This is a genomic window from Streptomyces sp. UF-297 (genome assembly GCF_058245575.1).
Genome location: NZ_JBSIBZ010000014.1, coordinates 12,036 through 28,506, shown reverse-complemented (window position 1 = coordinate 28,506; position 16,471 = coordinate 12,036). Strand labels below are relative to the sequence as shown.

At 73.5% G+C, this 16,471-nt stretch carries 12 protein-coding genes, 1 tRNA gene and 1 pseudogene; 5 read left to right on the top strand and 9 right to left on the bottom strand.

Annotation, left to right across the window (positions count from 1 at the left end; translation table 11 throughout):
- Window positions 1–439: 439 nt before the first annotated feature.
- Genes AC4IJH_RS11095 through AC4IJH_RS11085 form a run of 3 tightly spaced genes read left to right on the top strand, consistent with a single transcriptional unit; the run spans window position 440 to window position 4,289 of the window.
- Window positions 440–1,000: a (2Fe-2S)-binding protein gene (locus AC4IJH_RS11095; RefSeq protein WP_490851430.1), complete on the top strand. Its 561-nt coding sequence runs from the start codon at window positions 440–442 to the stop codon at window positions 998–1,000.
- A 59-nt stretch (window positions 1,001–1,059) separates the two neighbouring features.
- Window positions 1,060–2,055, top strand: coding sequence for an FAD binding domain-containing protein (locus AC4IJH_RS11090; RefSeq protein WP_490851429.1), 996 nt, complete (start codon window positions 1,060–1,062; stop codon window positions 2,053–2,055).
- Entirely contained in the window at window positions 2,052–4,289 is a 2,238-nt protein-coding gene (locus tag AC4IJH_RS11085; RefSeq protein ID WP_490851428.1) for a xanthine dehydrogenase family protein molybdopterin-binding subunit, read from the top strand. The genes AC4IJH_RS11090 and AC4IJH_RS11085 overlap by 4 nt, the downstream gene beginning before the upstream one ends.
- Window positions 4,290–4,391: 102 nt before the next feature.
- Here the strand turns inward: AC4IJH_RS11085 and AC4IJH_RS11080 are convergent.
- The 7 genes and pseudogenes from AC4IJH_RS11080 to AC4IJH_RS11050 form a co-directional block, all read right to left on the bottom strand.
- A pseudogene (locus tag AC4IJH_RS11080) lies at window positions 4,392–4,571 on the bottom strand (selenium-binding protein SBP56-related protein); the annotation flags it as partial.
- A 143-nt stretch (window positions 4,572–4,714) separates the two neighbouring features.
- Window positions 4,715–6,139 (bottom strand): aldehyde dehydrogenase family protein, encoded by a 1,425-nt coding sequence (locus AC4IJH_RS11075; protein WP_490851427.1) that lies wholly within the window; start codon window positions 6,137–6,139, stop codon window positions 4,715–4,717.
- Between the two features lie 2 nt (window positions 6,140–6,141).
- Window positions 6,142–7,239, bottom strand: coding sequence for a phenylacetate--CoA ligase family protein (locus AC4IJH_RS11070; protein WP_490851426.1), 1,098 nt, complete (start codon window positions 7,237–7,239; stop codon window positions 6,142–6,144).
- Window positions 7,240–7,445: 206 nt separating this feature from the next.
- Window positions 7,446–9,329 (bottom strand): penicillin-binding transpeptidase domain-containing protein, encoded by a 1,884-nt coding sequence (locus AC4IJH_RS11065; protein WP_490851425.1) that lies wholly within the window; start codon window positions 9,327–9,329, stop codon window positions 7,446–7,448.
- Window positions 9,330–9,489: 160 nt separating this feature from the next.
- Window positions 9,490–10,401 carry an NADP-dependent oxidoreductase gene (locus AC4IJH_RS11060; protein ID WP_490851424.1) on the bottom strand — a complete coding sequence of 304 codons (912 nt, stop codon included), beginning with the start codon at window positions 10,399–10,401 and terminating at the stop codon, window positions 9,490–9,492.
- A gap of 203 nt (window positions 10,402–10,604) precedes the next feature.
- Window positions 10,605–11,459 (bottom strand): AfsR/SARP family transcriptional regulator, encoded by an 855-nt coding sequence (locus AC4IJH_RS11055; protein ID WP_490851423.1) that lies wholly within the window; start codon window positions 11,457–11,459, stop codon window positions 10,605–10,607.
- Window positions 11,460–11,580: 121 nt separating this feature from the next.
- Window positions 11,581–12,354: a rhomboid-like protein gene (locus AC4IJH_RS11050; RefSeq protein ID WP_490851422.1), complete on the bottom strand. Its 774-nt coding sequence runs from the start codon at window positions 12,352–12,354 to the stop codon at window positions 11,581–11,583.
- Window positions 12,355–12,535: 181 nt separating this feature from the next.
- Between AC4IJH_RS11050 and AC4IJH_RS11045 the strand changes: the two genes are divergently transcribed.
- Window positions 12,536–12,608 (top strand) — tRNA-Gly (locus AC4IJH_RS11045).
- 2 nt (window positions 12,609–12,610) lie between these two features.
- Window positions 12,611–14,962 carry a hypothetical protein gene (locus AC4IJH_RS11040; RefSeq protein WP_490851421.1) on the top strand — a complete coding sequence of 784 codons (2,352 nt, stop codon included), beginning with the start codon at window positions 12,611–12,613 and terminating at the stop codon, window positions 14,960–14,962.
- Window positions 14,963–15,030: 68 nt separating this feature from the next.
- On the opposite strand, the gene AC4IJH_RS11035 is transcribed toward AC4IJH_RS11040, so the two are convergent.
- Both AC4IJH_RS11035 and AC4IJH_RS11030 read right to left on the bottom strand, forming a co-directional pair.
- Window positions 15,031–15,882: a class I SAM-dependent methyltransferase gene (locus tag AC4IJH_RS11035; protein WP_490851420.1), complete on the bottom strand. Its 852-nt coding sequence runs from the start codon at window positions 15,880–15,882 to the stop codon at window positions 15,031–15,033.
- A 39-nt stretch (window positions 15,883–15,921) separates the two neighbouring features.
- Window positions 15,922–16,470 carry a cupin domain-containing protein gene (locus AC4IJH_RS11030; protein ID WP_490851419.1) on the bottom strand — a complete coding sequence of 183 codons (549 nt, stop codon included), beginning with the start codon at window positions 16,468–16,470 and terminating at the stop codon, window positions 15,922–15,924.
- Window position 16,471 lies beyond the last annotated feature (1 nt).

Here is a 16,471-nt window from a genome sequence, read left to right as displayed (position 1 = left end):
GCATCGGCAATGCCGTTTCCGGACACCGTCCTGGTCGGATGGGGTTTCGGGGCAGGTGGCGGGTGGTGAGTAGACGGCGTACGCCCGTCGGTGGAGTGTGGCTGCTTCGTGCGGTCGCCCCGCAGAAAAGTCCGTACCATTCCCCGGGGTATGTCGGAGAGGTGCAGGATGCATTCTGTTTTCCGCCAGGAGGCTTCACTTTCTTCCGTCTTTTCTGCGCGGTGCGATCGCGCTACTCGAAGCGGCCTGCCGTATACGCGTGAATTCGGGGCCCGGTGATCGGTCGCGCTACGCCCGTCGTGTGGACAGTGCCCGGGGCAGGTGCGCGGGAGCTGCCCGTACGGCTCCGGAGCCGGCGCCCGGTTCGCGGTGCGATACCGGCACAGCACCCCATTCGGCCCAAAGCCCTGCATTGCGGGTGTTCGGCGGGGAGGCCAGCATGGCGACGACGACCTCAGGAGGTGCGCCGGTGTCTGCGCAGAACACGACGACGGATACGCCCGCGAGCCCCGGTGCCCCACCGGAACGCGGCCCCGGACCGGTGAGGGTCACGCTCACCGTCAACGGCCGCGAACGGACCATGGACATCGAACCGCGGGTCAGTCTGCTGCAGGCACTGCGCGAACACCTCTACCTCACCGGCGCCAAGCGCGGCTGCGACCAGGGCACCTGCGGAGCCTGCACGCTGTGGGTGGACGGCCGGCGGGTGCTGGGCTGCCTGACGCTCGCCATCACCTGCGAGGGCCGCGCGGTGGCCACCGTCGAGGGCCTCGCGGACGGCGGGGAACTGCACCCCGTGCAGCGCGCCTTCATCGATCACGACGCCTTCCAGTGCGGCTACTGCACCCCGGGCCAGATCATGTCCGCCGTGGCGCTCCTGGAAGAGGGCCACACCACGGACGACGAGGAGATCAAGGAGTGGATGAGCGGCAACATCTGCCGCTGCGCCGCTTACCCCAACATCCGGGCGGCCATCCGCGCCGTCCGCGACCAGAGCTGACGGGCCCCGGCGGGAGACCACCGGGCCGGGGCGATCGAAGAGGCAGAGGGAGCACCACCGTGCGGCCAGTCAGTTACGTACGTGCCGTCGACGTCACCGGCGCGGTCCGGGCCGTGGCGGCGGACGGGCAGAGCGCCTACCTGGCGGGCGGGACGACCCAGGTCGACCTGCTGCGCCAGAACGTGCACACCCCGCACCGGCTGGTCGACATCAACGACCTGCCCCTGACCGGGATCGAGGACCTGCCCGACGGCGGGCTGCGGCTGGGCGCGCTGACCCGGATGAGCGAGGTGGCCGCGGCCCCCGTGGTGCGCGAGCGCTTCCCGATGGTCTCCCGCGCGCTGGAGCTCGGCGCCTCGGCCCAGCTGCGCAACATGGCCTCCATGGGCGGCAACGTGCTCCAGCGGGTGCGCTGCGGCTACTTCCGCGACGGCGAATCGCCGTGCAACAAGCGCGCACCGGGCAGCGGCTGCGCCGCGATCGAGGGCATCAGCCGCGGCCACGCGGTGCTGGGCACCAGCGACCACTGCATCGCCACCCACCCCTCCGACGTCGCCGTACCGCTGATGGCCCTGGACGCCACGGTGCACACCCGTACCGGCGACGGCGAGCGCAGCCACACCTTCGAGGACTTCTTCCCGCTGCCCGGCGACACCCCCGAGCGCGAACACCCGCTGGAACACGGCGAGTTGATCACCGCCATCGAGATCCCGGCGACGCCGGTGGCCCGCGCCTCCACCTACCTCAAGGTCCGCGACCGCGAGTCCTACGAGTTCGCGCTGGTCTCCGTGGCCGCCGCGCTGAGCGTGGACGGCGGCGAGGTCAGGGACGTACGGATCGCGCTGGGCGGAGTGGCCACCAAGCCCTGGCGGGCCCGCGCCGCCGAGGACTTCCTGCTCGGCGCCCGCGCCCAGCGGGAGAACTTCGCACAGGCCGCCCGCGAGGAACTGGCCGGCGCCCGCACCACCCCCATGAACGCCTTCAAGGTCGAACTCGCCCAGCGGGCCGTCGTACGCGCCCTTGAGACCCTCGCCCCGACCGGGAGTCCGCGATGAACGCCACCCCCCAGGCCGTCGGCCGCCCGCTCGACCGCGTCGACGGCCGCCCCAAGGTCACCGGCAGCGCCCGCTACGCGGCCGAGATCCCGCTGCCCGACCTGGCGCACGCCGTCCTCGTCGGCGCCGCCGTTTCCAGCGGGCGCATCACCGCCCTGGACACCGCAGAGGCCATGGCCTGCGAGGGCGTCCTGGCCGTCCTCACCCACGAGAACCTGCCCAAGATCGCCGCGCAGCCCCCGCTGCTGCCCTCCCTGGCGGGCATGGCCGCCCCGGGCGAGACGTTCTTCCCCTTCCAGGACGACACCGTGCACTACGCGGGCCAGCACATCGCGCTCGTGGTCGCCGACACCTACGAGCGGGCCCTGCACGCCGCCCGCCTGGTCCGCGCCACCTACGAACAGACCCCGTCGGTCACCACCGTGGAACAAGGGCGCGACCAGGCCTACGAACCCGAGAAGATCTTCGCGGGGTTCATTCCGGGACGCACCGAACGCGGGGACGTGACCGCGGGGCTGGCCCGCGCCCAGGAGCGCATCGAGGCCACGTACACCTACGCCGCCAACCACCACAACCCCATCGAACCCTCGGCCACCACCGCCCAGTGGGAGGGCGAGCGGCTCACCCTGCACGACGCCACCCAGGGCCCCAACGCCACCCAGCACACCGTCTCCGCGCACCTGGGCATCCCCGCCTCCAGGATCCGCGTCATCGGCCATTACGTCGGCGGCAGCTTCGGCTCCAAGGCCATGATCTGGCACCACCCCACGCTCGCCGCGCTCGCCGCCCGCCACGTGGGACGCCCGGTCCGGCTCGCCCTGACCCGCGAGCAGATGTTCACCTCCTGCGGCCACCGCGAGGAACAGGAACAGACCATCGAGCTGGGCGCCACCCAGGACGGGCGGCTCACCGCGCTGCGCCACCACAAGCTCTCGCCCACCTCGCACTTCGACGACTGGGCCGAGCCCTCCCTCGGCGTCGCCGCGCAGATCTACGACATCCCCGACTACGAGGGCGTCTACCGGCTCTTTCGCGCCAACACCATGACGCCGACGTTCATGCGCTGCCCCGGCGAGGCCTCCGGCATGTTCGCGCTGGAGTGCGCCATGGACGAGCTCGCCGAGCGGCTGGGCCTGGACCCCGTCGAGCTGCGGCTGCGCAACTACGCGGACAAGGACCCGGCCAGCGGCAAACCCTGGTCCAGCAACGGGCTGCGCGAGTGCTACGAGCGCGGCGCCGAGCGCTTCGGGTGGGCCGCCCGCGACGCGCGCCCCGGCTCCCGGCGCGAGGGCAACTGGCTGATCGGCTCCGGCATGGCCGCGGCCGGCTACCCGGTCTACCCGCCCCACAACCCCCAGCGCGCCCGCGCCCGCCTCTACGCGGACGGCGCCGCCGTCGTCCAGGCCTCCTTCTCCGACTTCGGCACCGGCGTCGCCACCGTCATGACCCAGGTCGCCGCCGACGCCCTCGGGCTGCCCGTGGAGCGCTGCCGCGTCGAGAACGGCGACACCGACCTGCCCAACACCGCGGCGGCCGTGGGCTCTTCGGGTGCCGGGATGCTCAGCGCGGCCGTGCACAGCGCCGCCACCGCCCTGCGCGACCAGCTCGTCGCGCAGGCCGTCGGCGACACCGGCTCCCCGCTGCACGGCGCCGACCCCGCGCAGGTCACGGTCCGCGAGGGCCGCATGGAGCTGCCGGACGGCGCCGGGGAGAGCTACGGCGAGCTGCTGGGGCGCAACTTCCTCCCCGACGCCGAGGCATCGGGCTCCTGGAGCCCGCCGGCCGAGCTCGGCAACTACGGACTGCTCACCTTCGGCGCCCAGTTCGCCGAGGTCGCCGTGGACCCCGACCTCGGGCTGGTCCGCGTGCGGCGGATGGTCGGCGCCTTCGCGCCCGGCCGGGTGCTCAACGCCAAGACTGCCCGCAGCCAGTTGATGGGCGGCATGCTGTGGGGGCTGGGGCAGGCGCTGCTGGAGGCCACCCACATGGAGCCGCGCACCGGGCGCTGGGCCAACGCCAGCCTCGGCGAGTACCTCGTCGCGGTGAACGCCGACGCCCCGGACGTCGAGGTCGAACTCGTCGAGGTGAGCGACGAGATCGTCAATCCGCTCGGCGTCAAGGGCGTCGGCGAGGTCGGCCAGGTCGGCGCCGCGGCCGCCATCGCCAACGCCGTGCACCACGCCACCGGCAGGCGGGTGCGCAAGCTGCCGATCACGATCGAGGACCTGCTCTAGCCCCAACAGCCGCTCACGGCAAGGGTATTCGGCTCGCCGGTAGCAGTACGAGTCGGACGAGGCGTCGCCGCCCTGCAAGCGGGTCTGGTGCACGCGCAGCCCGCGGAAGTCCGCGCCGTGCGGGAAGAAGCGCCCGTCCACGGCGAGCCCGCCCGCCGCGGTGTCGGCGTCCAGCTTGACCGTCCACGCCTGGATGCCGTCCGGGTAGAACTGCTCGCCCCAGGACCCGTACAGCGAGTTGGTCAGATACACCCGCCGCCCGTCCCGGCTCAGCTCGGCCATCTGCGGGCCGCCGGTCGGCCGTCAGGGCGTCCGGGCGCCGCGCCTCGGGGTCGAAGCCCACGACGTAGGCGAGCTTCTCGGGCGGCGCCGCGGCCGCCTCGGCCGGGGAGCGGTAGAGGGTGGGGTCCAGGTGCCGGCCGTGCTCAGTCGGTCCGGGGGAGGTCATGGCCGCTCTCCTCGAAGGTCTCCTCGGATGCGCGCGCGAACGTCTTGGTCTCCATCAGGAACTCTGCCAGCGAGCCGTCGTGCGGCAGGCCCGGGCGGGAGAAGTGGGTGGGCACCTCGCCCCAGTGGGTGTTGCGGATCTGCGGGGCGGCCAGGCACGCGCCCACCAGATCCGCGTCCCCGCCGAGCACGGTCAGGGCCAGGGTGCGGCCCAGCGCGGACGGCCGCCACTGGGGCTCCCAGGGCGCAACGGCCGCGTACGGAAAGGGCAGTTCGACGCCGAAGCGCGCGTCCTGCGGGTCATCGAGGGCGGTCACCGCCGGGCGCAGTACGGCGCTGCCGTCGCCGAGATCCGCGACCAGGTCGCCGTCCGGACCCGCTCCCGTGTTCTCCCGCAGCCACCGCGCCAGCTTCTCGGCCTCGGCCAGGGGCCGTACCGGCAGCACGGCACCCTCCTCGTGCGGGGCGAGCGCGGGCAGCCGGCCCAGCTCCTCGGCCAGGGCGCGGGCAAGCCCCCGGTGGTCGTCGCGGCACAGCACCGCGCTGGCGTTGAGGCACTGCACCCCCGCCTCGCCCGCCACGGAGTCCAGCACTGTCGCCAGCCCGTCCTGCCACCGCACCCCGCCGGCGAACAGCACCTTGGAGCGGCCCGGCCCCTGCGCCAGCACCCGGCCGCTGTCCGCGTAGCGCGCCACGACCGCGTCGCCGCCGTACACCAGGCCGCGGTCGGCGTGCTCCAGCAGGGCCTCGGCGTGCTCGTGACGGGTCGGCAGCAGCGCCGTATAGCCGGGGGCGAGACCGGCCTGACGCAGCGCGCGGACGAGCCGGCGCGGGGTGAACGGGTCGCGCCGGGAGGGGCGTACGGCCACCCGGTAGCCCAACGCGAGGGCGCCCAGCCACTCCAGGTGGGTCGCGGGGTGGTTGCCCGGCGCCAGGACGCCCAGTACCTCGCCCTTGCGCACCCATACCGGGGCCGCGCCCCGCGCGCTGTCCCAGTGGGCCGCGGACAGCGCGCCCGCCGGGCGCTGCGCCGCCAGCGCGCCCGCCGCGGCCCGCCCCGCCTCGGCGGTCCTGGCCAGGACGCGCCGGACGATGCCGAGCGGCAGCCCGGACACCGCCGCCTGGGCGCGGCAGTACTCCTCGGGCGACTCGCCCTCCAGGGTGGTGGTGGCGAACAGCTCCCCGGCCAGCGCCAGCGCCGCCAGCCGCTCCTGCTCGCCCTGCCGCGGCGCCGCCCGCATCTCCTCGATCACACGGCGCACCAACAGCGGTGGCGCCAGCGAGAGTTCACCGCTCTCGCGGCCGCGCACATCGGTCAGGGGCGCCACGTTCGCCGACCGGTACGGCCCCGAGGGGCGCTCCACATCGACCACCGTGCCGGTCCCCGCGTCGACCCCGGTCACGGTCAGTACACCCCCTCGATGATCTCGGCGCCGTCGGCGCGGTACGGCTGGACATCGGCCACGCCGTCCCCGGTGTACCCCGCCACCGGGGCGACCCGCACCGCGGTGTCCCGCTCGAACACCGCGGGCAGCAGCACCTCGGGGCTGAGCTGGTGCATACGCACCCGCCCCCGCTCGCCGTACTCCACCCGCCGGGACCCGTCCTGGGGATCGAGCAGTTCGAGGTGGACGTAGGGGTGGAAGCTCTGGAAGACGCACGGCCAGGCGTCGCCGGGCACGGCGGGCCGCTGCGGCGCGGCGCCCATCATCGTGTTGCCGTACAGCCCGGCGAAGACCGCGTCGGGGAAGACCTCGCCGGACAGCAGGCGCAGGGTCTCCGCGTCGATGGAGGTGCCGCCCCACATGATGCCGCGCACCTTGGCGCGCACCAGGTCGGCCAGCGCGGGGCGCCCGGCGATCGCCTCCAGCAGCGGCGGGGTCGCGTACAGCAGGCTGATGCGCTGCGAGGAGAGCGCCCACTGGGCCTGGTCCAGGATGTGCTCGACATAGCGCTTGGCGGTGTCGTCGTGGCCCGCCTTGACCGACCTGCGCACCCAGCGCGGGTCCAGGTCCACGGGGAAGAACACCGCGCCGCGCAGCCGGGCCAGGGTCTGCACCATATGGGCCACCACATGGGGCCCGCTGGGGCCGACGTACAGCAGATTGCCCTCGTCGCGGGGCAGGGTGTGCCGGTCCAGGACCTGGGACCACCACCGGGTGGTGCGCTCCCACTGGCCGAGGTCGACGATGCGCTTGGGGGCGCCGGTGGTGCCGCCGCTCTCGTACACCGACGGCAGCCGGCCCAGCTTGCGCAGCCCCGCCGGGAGCAGGTCCTCCACCGGCAGATCGCGCCACTCGGCGCTGACGTCGGGGAAGCGGGCGAGGTCCTGGACGGTGACGATGTCCTTGCGCGGGTCGAAGGGGAGCGAGGCGGCGCGCTCCCGCCAGAATCTCGATCCGGTCTCCGGGCCGAAGTGCCACTCCATGGCCGCGGCCACCACGTCCTCGGTGGTACTCAACTCGCCCCAGGGGGTGGGGAGTACACCATCCACGTCGATCATACGCCACCTCTTCCTCGCCGCTGCCGCGCACGGTCCGGTGCACCCGTGCACAGATACAGCACCGAAGCCAACGGATCATGGGAGGTTTGCGAGATCAATGCGCCCCGGGCCGATCCGGCTTGAAGCGGACCGTGACTGACCGGATCCCGACCGTGTGCGCCGTAGTGGGACGTAGCGGATCAACCGCCGCAACCTCCCCGGGCGCGTCAACCGCTCTTCGGCGCCAGGCGCTCCAGGAACGCGGCGGCGACCGGGCCTGCGTCCTTGCCGCCGGAGCCGCCGTCCTCCAGGAGGACGGCGAAGGCCAGGTCGCCGTTGAAGCCGATCATCCAGGCGTGGGTGCGCGGCGGGGAGTCCGTGCCGAACTCCGCGGTGCCCGTCTTGGCCGCCGGGGCGCCGGGGATGCCCTTGAGGGCCCGGCCCGAGCCCTCGGTGACCACCGCGCGCATCAGGGAGCGCAGCTGCCCGGCGACGTCCGGCGCGAGCTGCTGGGGCGCCTCGTGGCGACGGCCCGCCGCGCCCGGGACCAGGACCGGCTGGTGGAAGCGCCCCTGCTGGACGGTGGCGGCGACGGAGGCCATCACCAGCGGGCTGACCTCGATACGGGCCTGGCCGATCGCCCCGGCGGCCTTCTCGTTGCCGCTCGCGGCCACCGGGACGCTGCCGTCGTACGTCGCCGCGCCCACGCTCCACGTACCGCCGATGCCGAACCGGGCCGCGGCCTCGGTCAGCGAACCGGCCTCCAGGCGGTCGCGCAGGCCGACGAAGGCGGTGTTGCAGGAGCGGGCGAAGGCGTCGTGGAAGGTGGCGTGGGGCGGGAGCCGGAAGAGGTCCTGGTTCTCGAAGCGCTGCCCGTCGACGCGGGCGTAGCGGGGGCAGTCGACGCGCTGGTCCGGGTCCAGGCCGCGCTGGAGGAGGGCCGCGGCGGTGACGGCCTTGAAGGTCGAGCCGGGTGGGTACCTGCCCGTCAGGGCCCGGTCGGCCTGGTCGGCGGGGTTGTCGGCGACCGCGAGTACGTGGCCGGTGCTCGGCCGCAGGGCCACCAGCGCGGCGTTCTTGTCCAGCCCCTTCAGCGCGGCCTCGGCGGCCTGCTGGACGCGCGCGCTGAGCGTCGTACGCAGCGGGGTGCCCTTCTTGCCGCCGCCGGTGAACAGCGTCCTGCTGTCGCCGTCGAGCCGGTCGACGAGCCGGACCGAGACCGCGGCCCGGCCCGCCAGCTGCCGCTGATAGCGGTACTGGAGCCCGCTCGCGCCCACCACGTCTTCGGCCGCTGCGCCGGGCCCGGCGTGCCGCAGTGTCTCCTGGGAGGCCGGTGCGACCGTGCCCACCAGGGCCTTGGCCATCCGGGCCACCGACCGCTGCGAGGAGCGGAACTGGAGCCCGGGGATGGGCAGGAGCCGGGCGCGGTGGTCCTGGTAGACCTCCTCGCGCAGCGTCACCACCGGCACCGACTGATCGGGGCGGGCGGTGGCCACCCGCTTGCGCAGCGCCCGGGTGTCGAGGTCCACCTTCAGCGCGTCAAGGGCCCGGTAGGCGCGCTCGGGGTCGGTGAGCTCGGCGGGCCAGATGGCGATCGACCACACCTGCGCGTCGGCGGCGACCGGATAGCCGTCCTCCGCCAACACCTGGGCCCGCGGCGGCAGTTCGCGCACCCGCTGCAGGCGGGTGTCGGCGGTGAGCGCGGGGTGCACCACCGAGGGGCGCCAGGCGACTTTCCACGCGCCGTCCTTGCGGACCATCTGTGCGGTGGAGTCGTACGACCAGGTGGCGCCCTCGGCGAGGGTGAGCCGCGCGTGGAAGGGCACCCGCGCCGTGGACGTGCCGGGCTTCTCCTCGGGTGCGCGAGCCGTGAACAGCCGTGACCGCGGGCGCAGTTCACCCTCCACCGCACGCAGCTGACCGGCCGCGGCCTTCGGGTCGGAGGTGTGCCCGGCGGCGGCCGCGGTGTCGCCCTTGGCCCAGGCGGCCAGGAACGCCTCGGCGGCAGCGGCGGGACCGTCCGCGTGCTCGGCGGTATCGGCGCTGCACGCGCTGAGCCCGACGGCGAGCGAGGCCGCCAGCAGCAGGGGGATGCGGTGCGAGGGGGTCATCGAAGCCCTTTCCGTCCGGCCGGTGCACCACACCTACCCCACACCTGTCCCAACAAGGAATGCAGGGACGGCAGGCGCGAACGGGCCGCCCGCGGGGCGGGGGAGGACACCCGCCGGGTGCGGGCCGCCGGCGGGCCGCCCGTCGCGCCTGCGCCGCGGTTCAGCCGATCTCCAGAACGACCTTGCCGCGCACATGGCCGGTGTCCACCTCGCGGTGTGCGTCCGCCGCCCGCTCCAGCGGGAACGCCCCGGACACCTCGATGTGCAGCATTCCCTGCGCGTACAGATCGGCCAGCCGCTTGAGGCGGGCGGCCGACCGCTGGGTGTGCAGGGCCCGGATGCCCAGGCCCTCCACCCGGCCGAACTCCACGAGCGTGCCGATGCGTTGGCGGTCCTCGACCAGCTCCAGCGACACATCCAGCGAGCAGCCGCCGATGGCGTCCAGCGCCGCGGTGACCCCCTCGGGGGCCAGCGCGCGCACCCGGTCGGCCAGGCCCTCGCCGTAGGTGACCGGTACGGCGCCCAGCCGGCGCAGATAGTCGTGGTTGTGCTCACCGGCGGTGCCGATCACCCGCGCGCCCCACTGCCGGGCCAGCTGTACCGCGACCGTGCCCACGCCGCCCGCCGCCGCGTGCAGCAGCAGGGTGTCGCCCTCGCCGACCTTCAGCTCCTGCAGGGCGGTGTGCGCGGCCTGCGCGGACACCGAGAACGAACCGGCCACCTGCCAAGGCATGTTCACGGGCTTGGCGGTGGCCTGGTCCTGCGGGACGACGACGAAGTCGGCATAACACGCCAATAAGGCCGAGCCCAGGACCTCGTCCCCGGCGGCGAACGCCGTGACGCCCTCGCCCACCGCGTCCACCACTCCGGCGAAGTCGTTGCCCAGCACCTGCGGGAAGCGCACCGTCATGCCGGGCGGCTCCCAGCCGGCCCGCACCGCGGTGTCGTATGCCTGGACGCCCGCGGTCTTGACCCGTACGCGCACCTGGCCGTGGCCGGGCCGGGGGGTCGGGATCTCGGCGATCTGCAGAACCTCGGGGCCGCCGAACGCTCTGACGACCGCTGCCCTCATGACCGTGTCCCAGTGCTCATGCCGTCTGCCCCCATGCCCTCAACGCGCTTGGTCCGACCGCCGTTTCGCGGTACAGCAGAACTCTAACCTTGCCGCTTCAACCAAGTTCCGGGTCAACCGGGACGGGGCGGCGCTCGAGGTGTCCTCGAGCCGTGTTCGAGGAGCGCAGGCGCCGGGGCGGCGCCGGTGGGCGGGCGGGCCGGTCAGGCGACCCGGGTGGTGCGGGCCGGGGCGACGGCGCCCGCGTGGGCGTACGACGGGCCGGTGCGGGCGGCGGCCCGTTTGGCGGCCGGGGCGCGGTTCGGGCGCGGGTCCAGGACCTCCAGCTGGAGGCGCTGCAGCTCGGGGGAGGGCTCCAGGCCCAGCTCCTCGCTCAGCGTACGGCGCAGATCCTGGTAGACGCGCAGCGCCTCGGCGCGGCGGCCCGAGCGGTGCAGCGAGGCGATCAGCCGCCCGTGGAACCATTCGTTGAGCGGATAGCTGTTGACCAGTTCCCGCAATTCCGGAATGACTTCGCGGTACATCCCCAGCTGGATCTCCGCCTCGATACGCAGTTCCAGGGCGCGGATCCGCAGCTCCTCGACGAACGCGATACGGCCCTTGAGGACACTGCCCGCCTGAATATTGAACAGCGCCGGGCCGCGCCACAGTTCGAGGGCCTTGCGGAGGTGGGAGATGGCCACTTCGGCCTTTCCCTCGCGCAGCGCCGCCTGCCCCTGTACCACCAGCCGCTCGAAGTTTTTGACATCCACCTGGTATTCGTCGACCTGGATCTTGTAGCCCTGGGGATGGGTGGTCAGCAGGTCCCGTCCCTGCGGCGTCAGTTCCTCGGTGACGAACATGCGACGGGCGTGGTAGATGTACGTCTGCAGCGTCGTCAGGGCGCTGCGCGGCGGCTGGTCCTCCCACAATTCCCGGATCAGGGATTTGGTGGCGACAATTTCGTTGGGACGGGTGAGCAGCACCGCGAGCGTCTGGCAGACCTTCGGCGTACTGGGTGCGTACGTCTTTCCGTTGTCGGCGACGATCTCGAATGGGCCGATCAGATTGAACTGCACGGCAAACTCCTGTCGTCGGCCGGTTGGCTTCTTCCTCACTGACCGTAGAGTTGTGCGACCCATGCCCCAAGGGCCGGGGTTTGAGAGTGTCACCTCGCCCAGCAGGCCTTGGTCCGGTCCTTTACCTGGCCCGTCGTCCTGTCCACGGCATGCGCGGCGCGGGGCCGGGCAGCGGCGGGGGAGTGCGCAGCGGACCGGCCCAGCGGCACAGTGCGGCCACCGCCAGCCCGCAGCTCGCGGCGATGATGTGGCCGAGGTCCCAGATGGTGCGGCTGACCACCATCGGGGTCAGCAGTACGGCCAGCAGCAGCGCGGCACCGACGAGCCGCACCCTGCCGCGCATGACCAGGACGGCGGCGGCCATCCCGGCCGCGAGGATGTAGCTGACGCCGACGTCGGTGGCGTAGGCGAGATGGGCCGGCGCCCGGCCGAGGCTGATCTGCTGTCGCAGCAGTCCCTGGGTGAGCACGGAGCCCAGTACGTGCCCGGAGACCGCGATGACGATCATGCGCGGGGTGCCGAAGCGCCGCTCGGCCCAGGCGACCAGGGTGGAGAAGCCCACGACGTACAGGACGAGCCCGTCGCCGTGGTCGGCCACCCAGAACGCGCTCGTGGCCAGGACCTCCATCGCGCCCCGGCGCAGCCGCACCAGGCTGGTGCTGTCCACCGCGGTCATGATGTCGATGAGCCGGGGCGGGGCGGTGGTCTGCACGATGGTGAAGCAGGTGAACACGGCGATGTAGCAGAACGTCGCGGGCGCCGAGAGCACCCAGGCGTGCAGCCGCGCGGTCCACGGCGAACACCGCTCGACCAGACGCCGGGCGCATGACAGACGGCGTGCCGCGCCCTTGAGGACGTACCAGGCCACGACGGCCGAGAGGAATACGGAAATCATGCGGGGCTCGCTTTCACGGGCCCATGATGACAAAGAGATCCACTGCGCTAAACGCAGCCCGCGTGGTGGCGCACACCGCACTGCGCGGCGCACCGGATTCCGGCGCACACCCGACACCGGTACCGGCCCGCAAAAGCCGGTTGCCGGGTCCGCTGTGCCGCGCATACCGTGAGCCGCGCGACAGCGTGTAGCTCAGACAGCAGAGCGCCGGGCTTCCTACCCGGAGGGCGCAGGGGCGGAACCTGCCACGCTGGCTATGAACGATGACGAGCTGTCGGTGAACAGCGACGAGCAGCAGCGGCCCGTGGCGGCCGACCCCGGCTATGCGGCAGGGCAGTTGGCCCGCGCCTTCACCACCTCACTGACCCACGCGGACCGCCGGACCCGCCGCCGTGCCCGCGAACGCGTCCGCCGCTGGCGCAAGGTGCTGGCGGGCATGAGCGAGGGGACCCTGTCCATCGGCTCGCGCACCCCCGTCGCCGGGCTCCCCGCCTGGGTGACCCCCGAGGTGGTCCGCGGCGGCTTCGCCACGGGCGCCGCGAGCGCCGAGGGTCCCCTGGAGCCGTACGAGTCCGAGGCCGCGCGGCGCGCCGGTGTCCGCGCCGACCGGCAGGCCCTGTTCGCCCACCACCTCACCCACACCGGCCTGCGGCAGCTGACCGAGCGCCTGGAGGAGGGCGCCTACGAGGCGGCGCTGCCGGAGGAGACCGCGCTGCTCACGGTGGCCTGGCTGGTGCGCGCCGGGGATTCGGACGGCGCGCTGGAGCTCCTGGACACCCTGGAGCCGTTCGCCGCCCGGCTGCGCTTCACACCCCGGCCCGCCGCCGCCCGCACCGCCCACGACGCGGCCGGCGACGCCGCCACGGCGCACCGCCGTACGGTCGGGCAGGCCCGCGCCACCGTCGCGGCGCGCGGCCGCCACGAGGCCGTCGAGGCGATGAACGAGGCGCTGGCCGTATGGAACCCCTTCGCCGACGAACTGCTCGCGCACTGGCTGGAGACCGCCGAGGGCGGCCGCGTCCTGGCCCGCACCCCGTCGGCCGACTGGCACCGGCGCTCGGCGGCCCTGCTGGAGCGCTACCGGCACCTGGCCGCCGAGCACACCCGCTGCACCAAGCACCGCAGGCCCAAGGAGAACGCCGCGATCCTGCGCTCCTGCCTGGAGTCCCTCAGTGGTGACGGCGCCGGCTCCGGTGTTCTGACGGACCGTCAACTCGGCCTGCTGCGGCACGCGGTCCACTCGATGGTGCGGCGGCGCGGCGTGCCCGGCACCGCGCCGCACCGTACGCTGCGCGACCGGCAGGCGGCGGACGCGGCCCGCCCCACGCACCACGCCCTGGCCCAGCTCGTCGCCCGCCGTCTCGCCGCCCTCCCGCAGGACACCGGCACACCCGACATCGAGCCGCTGCTCACCCCGGTCACCGAACGGGAGGCGAAGAGCGGCGGTCTCCCCGCCGGGGCCGCCGTGCCGGACCCCCTGCGCCGGATCGTCCGGGGCGCGCTGCACGCCCCCATCGGCACCCTCGTCGAGCGCGGCGTGGTGCCCTCCGCCGAGGTCCTCGCCGAACTCGTACCCCAGCTCGTGGCCGCCACCACCGCGCTGGCCTACCCCGACCCGGCGCTGCGCGCCCTCATGGCCGCCAACCACCGGGCCTTCGCCGGGCGCCGCTCCCTGCTGCTGCACAACCTCCAGCACCAGGTACGCGTTGAGGAGCTGCCGTGGGTACGCGCCGTGGCCGGCCAGCGCAGCGGCTCCGGCCACAGCCGCGCGCAGGCCCGCACCACCCTGACCCTCCTGGCCGGGCAGGCGCTGACGGGCTTTCCCGCGACGCTGCTCCCCAACCCGCTCATCGGCAGGATGAGGGACCTGGCGCGCGCCGCCGACCTGGAGGTGCCGCTGGTGGAGGAGCTGGCCGCGGACATCTTCACGGGTACCTTCTCCGGCAAGTTCCTGGCGGCGGCCCGGATCGCGGGCGAGCTGCTGCACGGCACCCTCTACGAGCGCTACTACGCCGTCGACTACGACCGGATCGTGGCGCTGGCCGACCGCAAGGCCCGCAAGGACGGCCGCGAGCGCGCCCGGCAGGGCGAACGCCCCGACCCCAGCGGCGGCTTCGCCCGCCTGTGCCACGACCGCGTACCGGCCGCGGGCTCCTGGTCGGTGGCCGCCAACGGCATGGTCATCGAACAGTCCCAGATCCTCACCACCCACAACCTCGCCACCCTGGTCCACTCGCTCGGCGCCACCGCGCCCTCCGGACGGCCCGAACTCGCCCGCCGCTGCTTCACCGCCGTCTGCCGCCTCACCGCCCAACTCCACGGCCACCCCCGCCCGTTGCCCACCGTCAAGGACGCGGCCTACGCCTGGCGTCAGATGCTCTTCCACCTCTCCCTGTGCACCCCGCCCGAGCAGACGGCCGTCCTTTCCTGGCTGGAGGAAGCGACGACCCGATTCCCCCCACGCGTGGCGCAGCGCCTGGCCCCCGCCCTCGCCGGACTCCAACTCGTCGTGTCCGGCGGCTACTTCGCCGCCGACGGCACCGCCGAGAACGGCCGGGCCCGTCGCTTCCTGGGCTGGACCACGGGCGGCCACTGGCTGCTGGCCTAGGGGCTGTGACGACAGGCCCTGGGCCTTCCCGCGTACTTCTCGGCGTACGCCCCGGCGCAACGGTCCCGTCACCGGCCCCGGACGGCCCGGAGTGCGAACAGGAGGGGGATGCGGGGGCGGTCGGGGGGCAGGTGCCACCAGCCGTCGGGGGCGCGGAGCATGCCCTGGAATCTCGGCCAGGGCAGCAGCTCGGTCTCGCGGAGGGCGGTCAGGGTCAGGCCGGTGCCCAGGGTCGCGGAGACGATGTCCGCCAGGCTGTGGCGCCACTCGTAGCTGGTCCGTGCGCCGCTGAGCGGGGGGCCGTCGGTGTAGGTGTGCGGGGAGTCGCTCCGGATGGGGCCGCGGCCCGACAAGTAGTCGTGGCGGAGCAGGAGTTCGTGGTCGTCGGGCTGGGGTACGGGGCCGAGCGAGTTGAGGACGGGGTGGAAGTCGACGACGTAGAGGGTGCCGCCCGGGCGCAGGAGCGAGGCGACGACGCGGGCCCAGCGGGGCAGGTCGGGCAGGTAGCAGACGGCGCCCTTGCCGGTGTAGACCACGTCGAACTGTCTGCCGCCGAGCGCGGAGACGGCGTCGTGGACATCGGCCTGGACGAACTCGATGTCGTGCCCGGCCCGCTGTGCCAGCTGCCTGGCCTGCGCCACCGCCTCGCCGGAGAAGTCCAGGCCGACCGTGCGGGCCGCGCCGCGTTCGGCGAAGGCGAGTGTTTCGGTGCCCAGATGGCACTGGAGGTGCAGGACCTCGCGGCCCTTCACCTCACCCAGGTCCTCCCACTCGAAGGGGGCGATGAAGTCGGCGGTGGTCCGGGAGCCGTCCAGGCCGTAGAAGTCGCTGGCGACGTGGACCGGGGTGCGGGCGTCCCAGTTCTGCTGGTTGGCGCGCAGCATCTGTTCGACGGTGAGGTGGTGATCGGCTTCGCTCATACGTCCTTTCTGCTCCGTCAGCCGTGTTCTACTCCGCTTCTACTCCGCCCGGACGGGCGTGGCCTCGGCGTTCAGCAAGGCACGCCACACGGCGCTCTCGGTGTAGTGGTTGTCGTAGAGTTCGGAGGACTCCGCGATCTCCCTGGGGTCGGCCTGGCCGAGCGCCACGCGGTTGAGCAGCCGCAGATAGTCGAACCGCGGCATCCCCGGCGTGAACAGGCACAGCACGTCCGGCTCGGACCCGGGCGCGGCCCGGAAGGCGTGCGGGGTGTGCGGAGGTACGGCCAGGAAGTCGCCGTCGTTCAGGACCGTGACCTCCTCGCCGACCAGCACCTGGAGGGAGCCGCTGATGACGAAGAAGATCTCCCAGGCGCGGGTGTGGAAGTGGACCGGGGCGCCGGGCGTGCCCGGGCTGAACCTGCTGCGGTAGCTGGTCACGCCGGAGCCGTCGGTGCCCGCGTCCGCCAGCAGGGTCATCACGCTGCTGGGGTCGGCGCGGGTCTCCGCCCCGGCGGCGCGGGTCAGTACGGGCTGCTGCGGGGCGGTCGAGGTGGTGGGGGCGGTCGCGGTGTGCTGCGTGCTGTTCATG

Coding starts and splice junctions, on each gene's coding strand:
- AC4IJH_RS11040 (WP_490851421.1), top strand. CDS start 12,611: ATGAACGATGACGAGCTGTCGGTGAACAGCGACGAGCAGCAGCGGCCC.
- AC4IJH_RS11050 (WP_490851422.1), bottom strand. CDS start 12,354: ATGATTTCCGTATTCCTCTCGGCCGTCGTGGCCTGGTACGTCCTCAAG.
- AC4IJH_RS11065 (WP_490851425.1), bottom strand. CDS start 9,329: ATGACCCCCTCGCACCGCATCCCCCTGCTGCTGGCGGCCTCGCTCGCC.
- AC4IJH_RS11095 (WP_490851430.1), top strand. CDS start 440: ATGGCGACGACGACCTCAGGAGGTGCGCCGGTGTCTGCGCAGAACACG.
- AC4IJH_RS11070 (WP_490851426.1), bottom strand. CDS start 7,239: ATGATCGACGTGGATGGTGTACTCCCCACCCCCTGGGGCGAGTTGAGT.
- AC4IJH_RS11030 (WP_490851419.1), bottom strand. CDS start 16,470: ATGAACAGCACGCAGCACACCGCGACCGCCCCCACCACCTCGACCGCC.
- AC4IJH_RS11085 (WP_490851428.1), top strand. CDS start 2,052: ATGAACGCCACCCCCCAGGCCGTCGGCCGCCCGCTCGACCGCGTCGAC.
- AC4IJH_RS11035 (WP_490851420.1), bottom strand. CDS start 15,882: ATGAGCGAAGCCGATCACCACCTCACCGTCGAACAGATGCTGCGCGCC.
- AC4IJH_RS11060 (WP_490851424.1), bottom strand. CDS start 10,401: ATGAGGGCAGCGGTCGTCAGAGCGTTCGGCGGCCCCGAGGTTCTGCAG.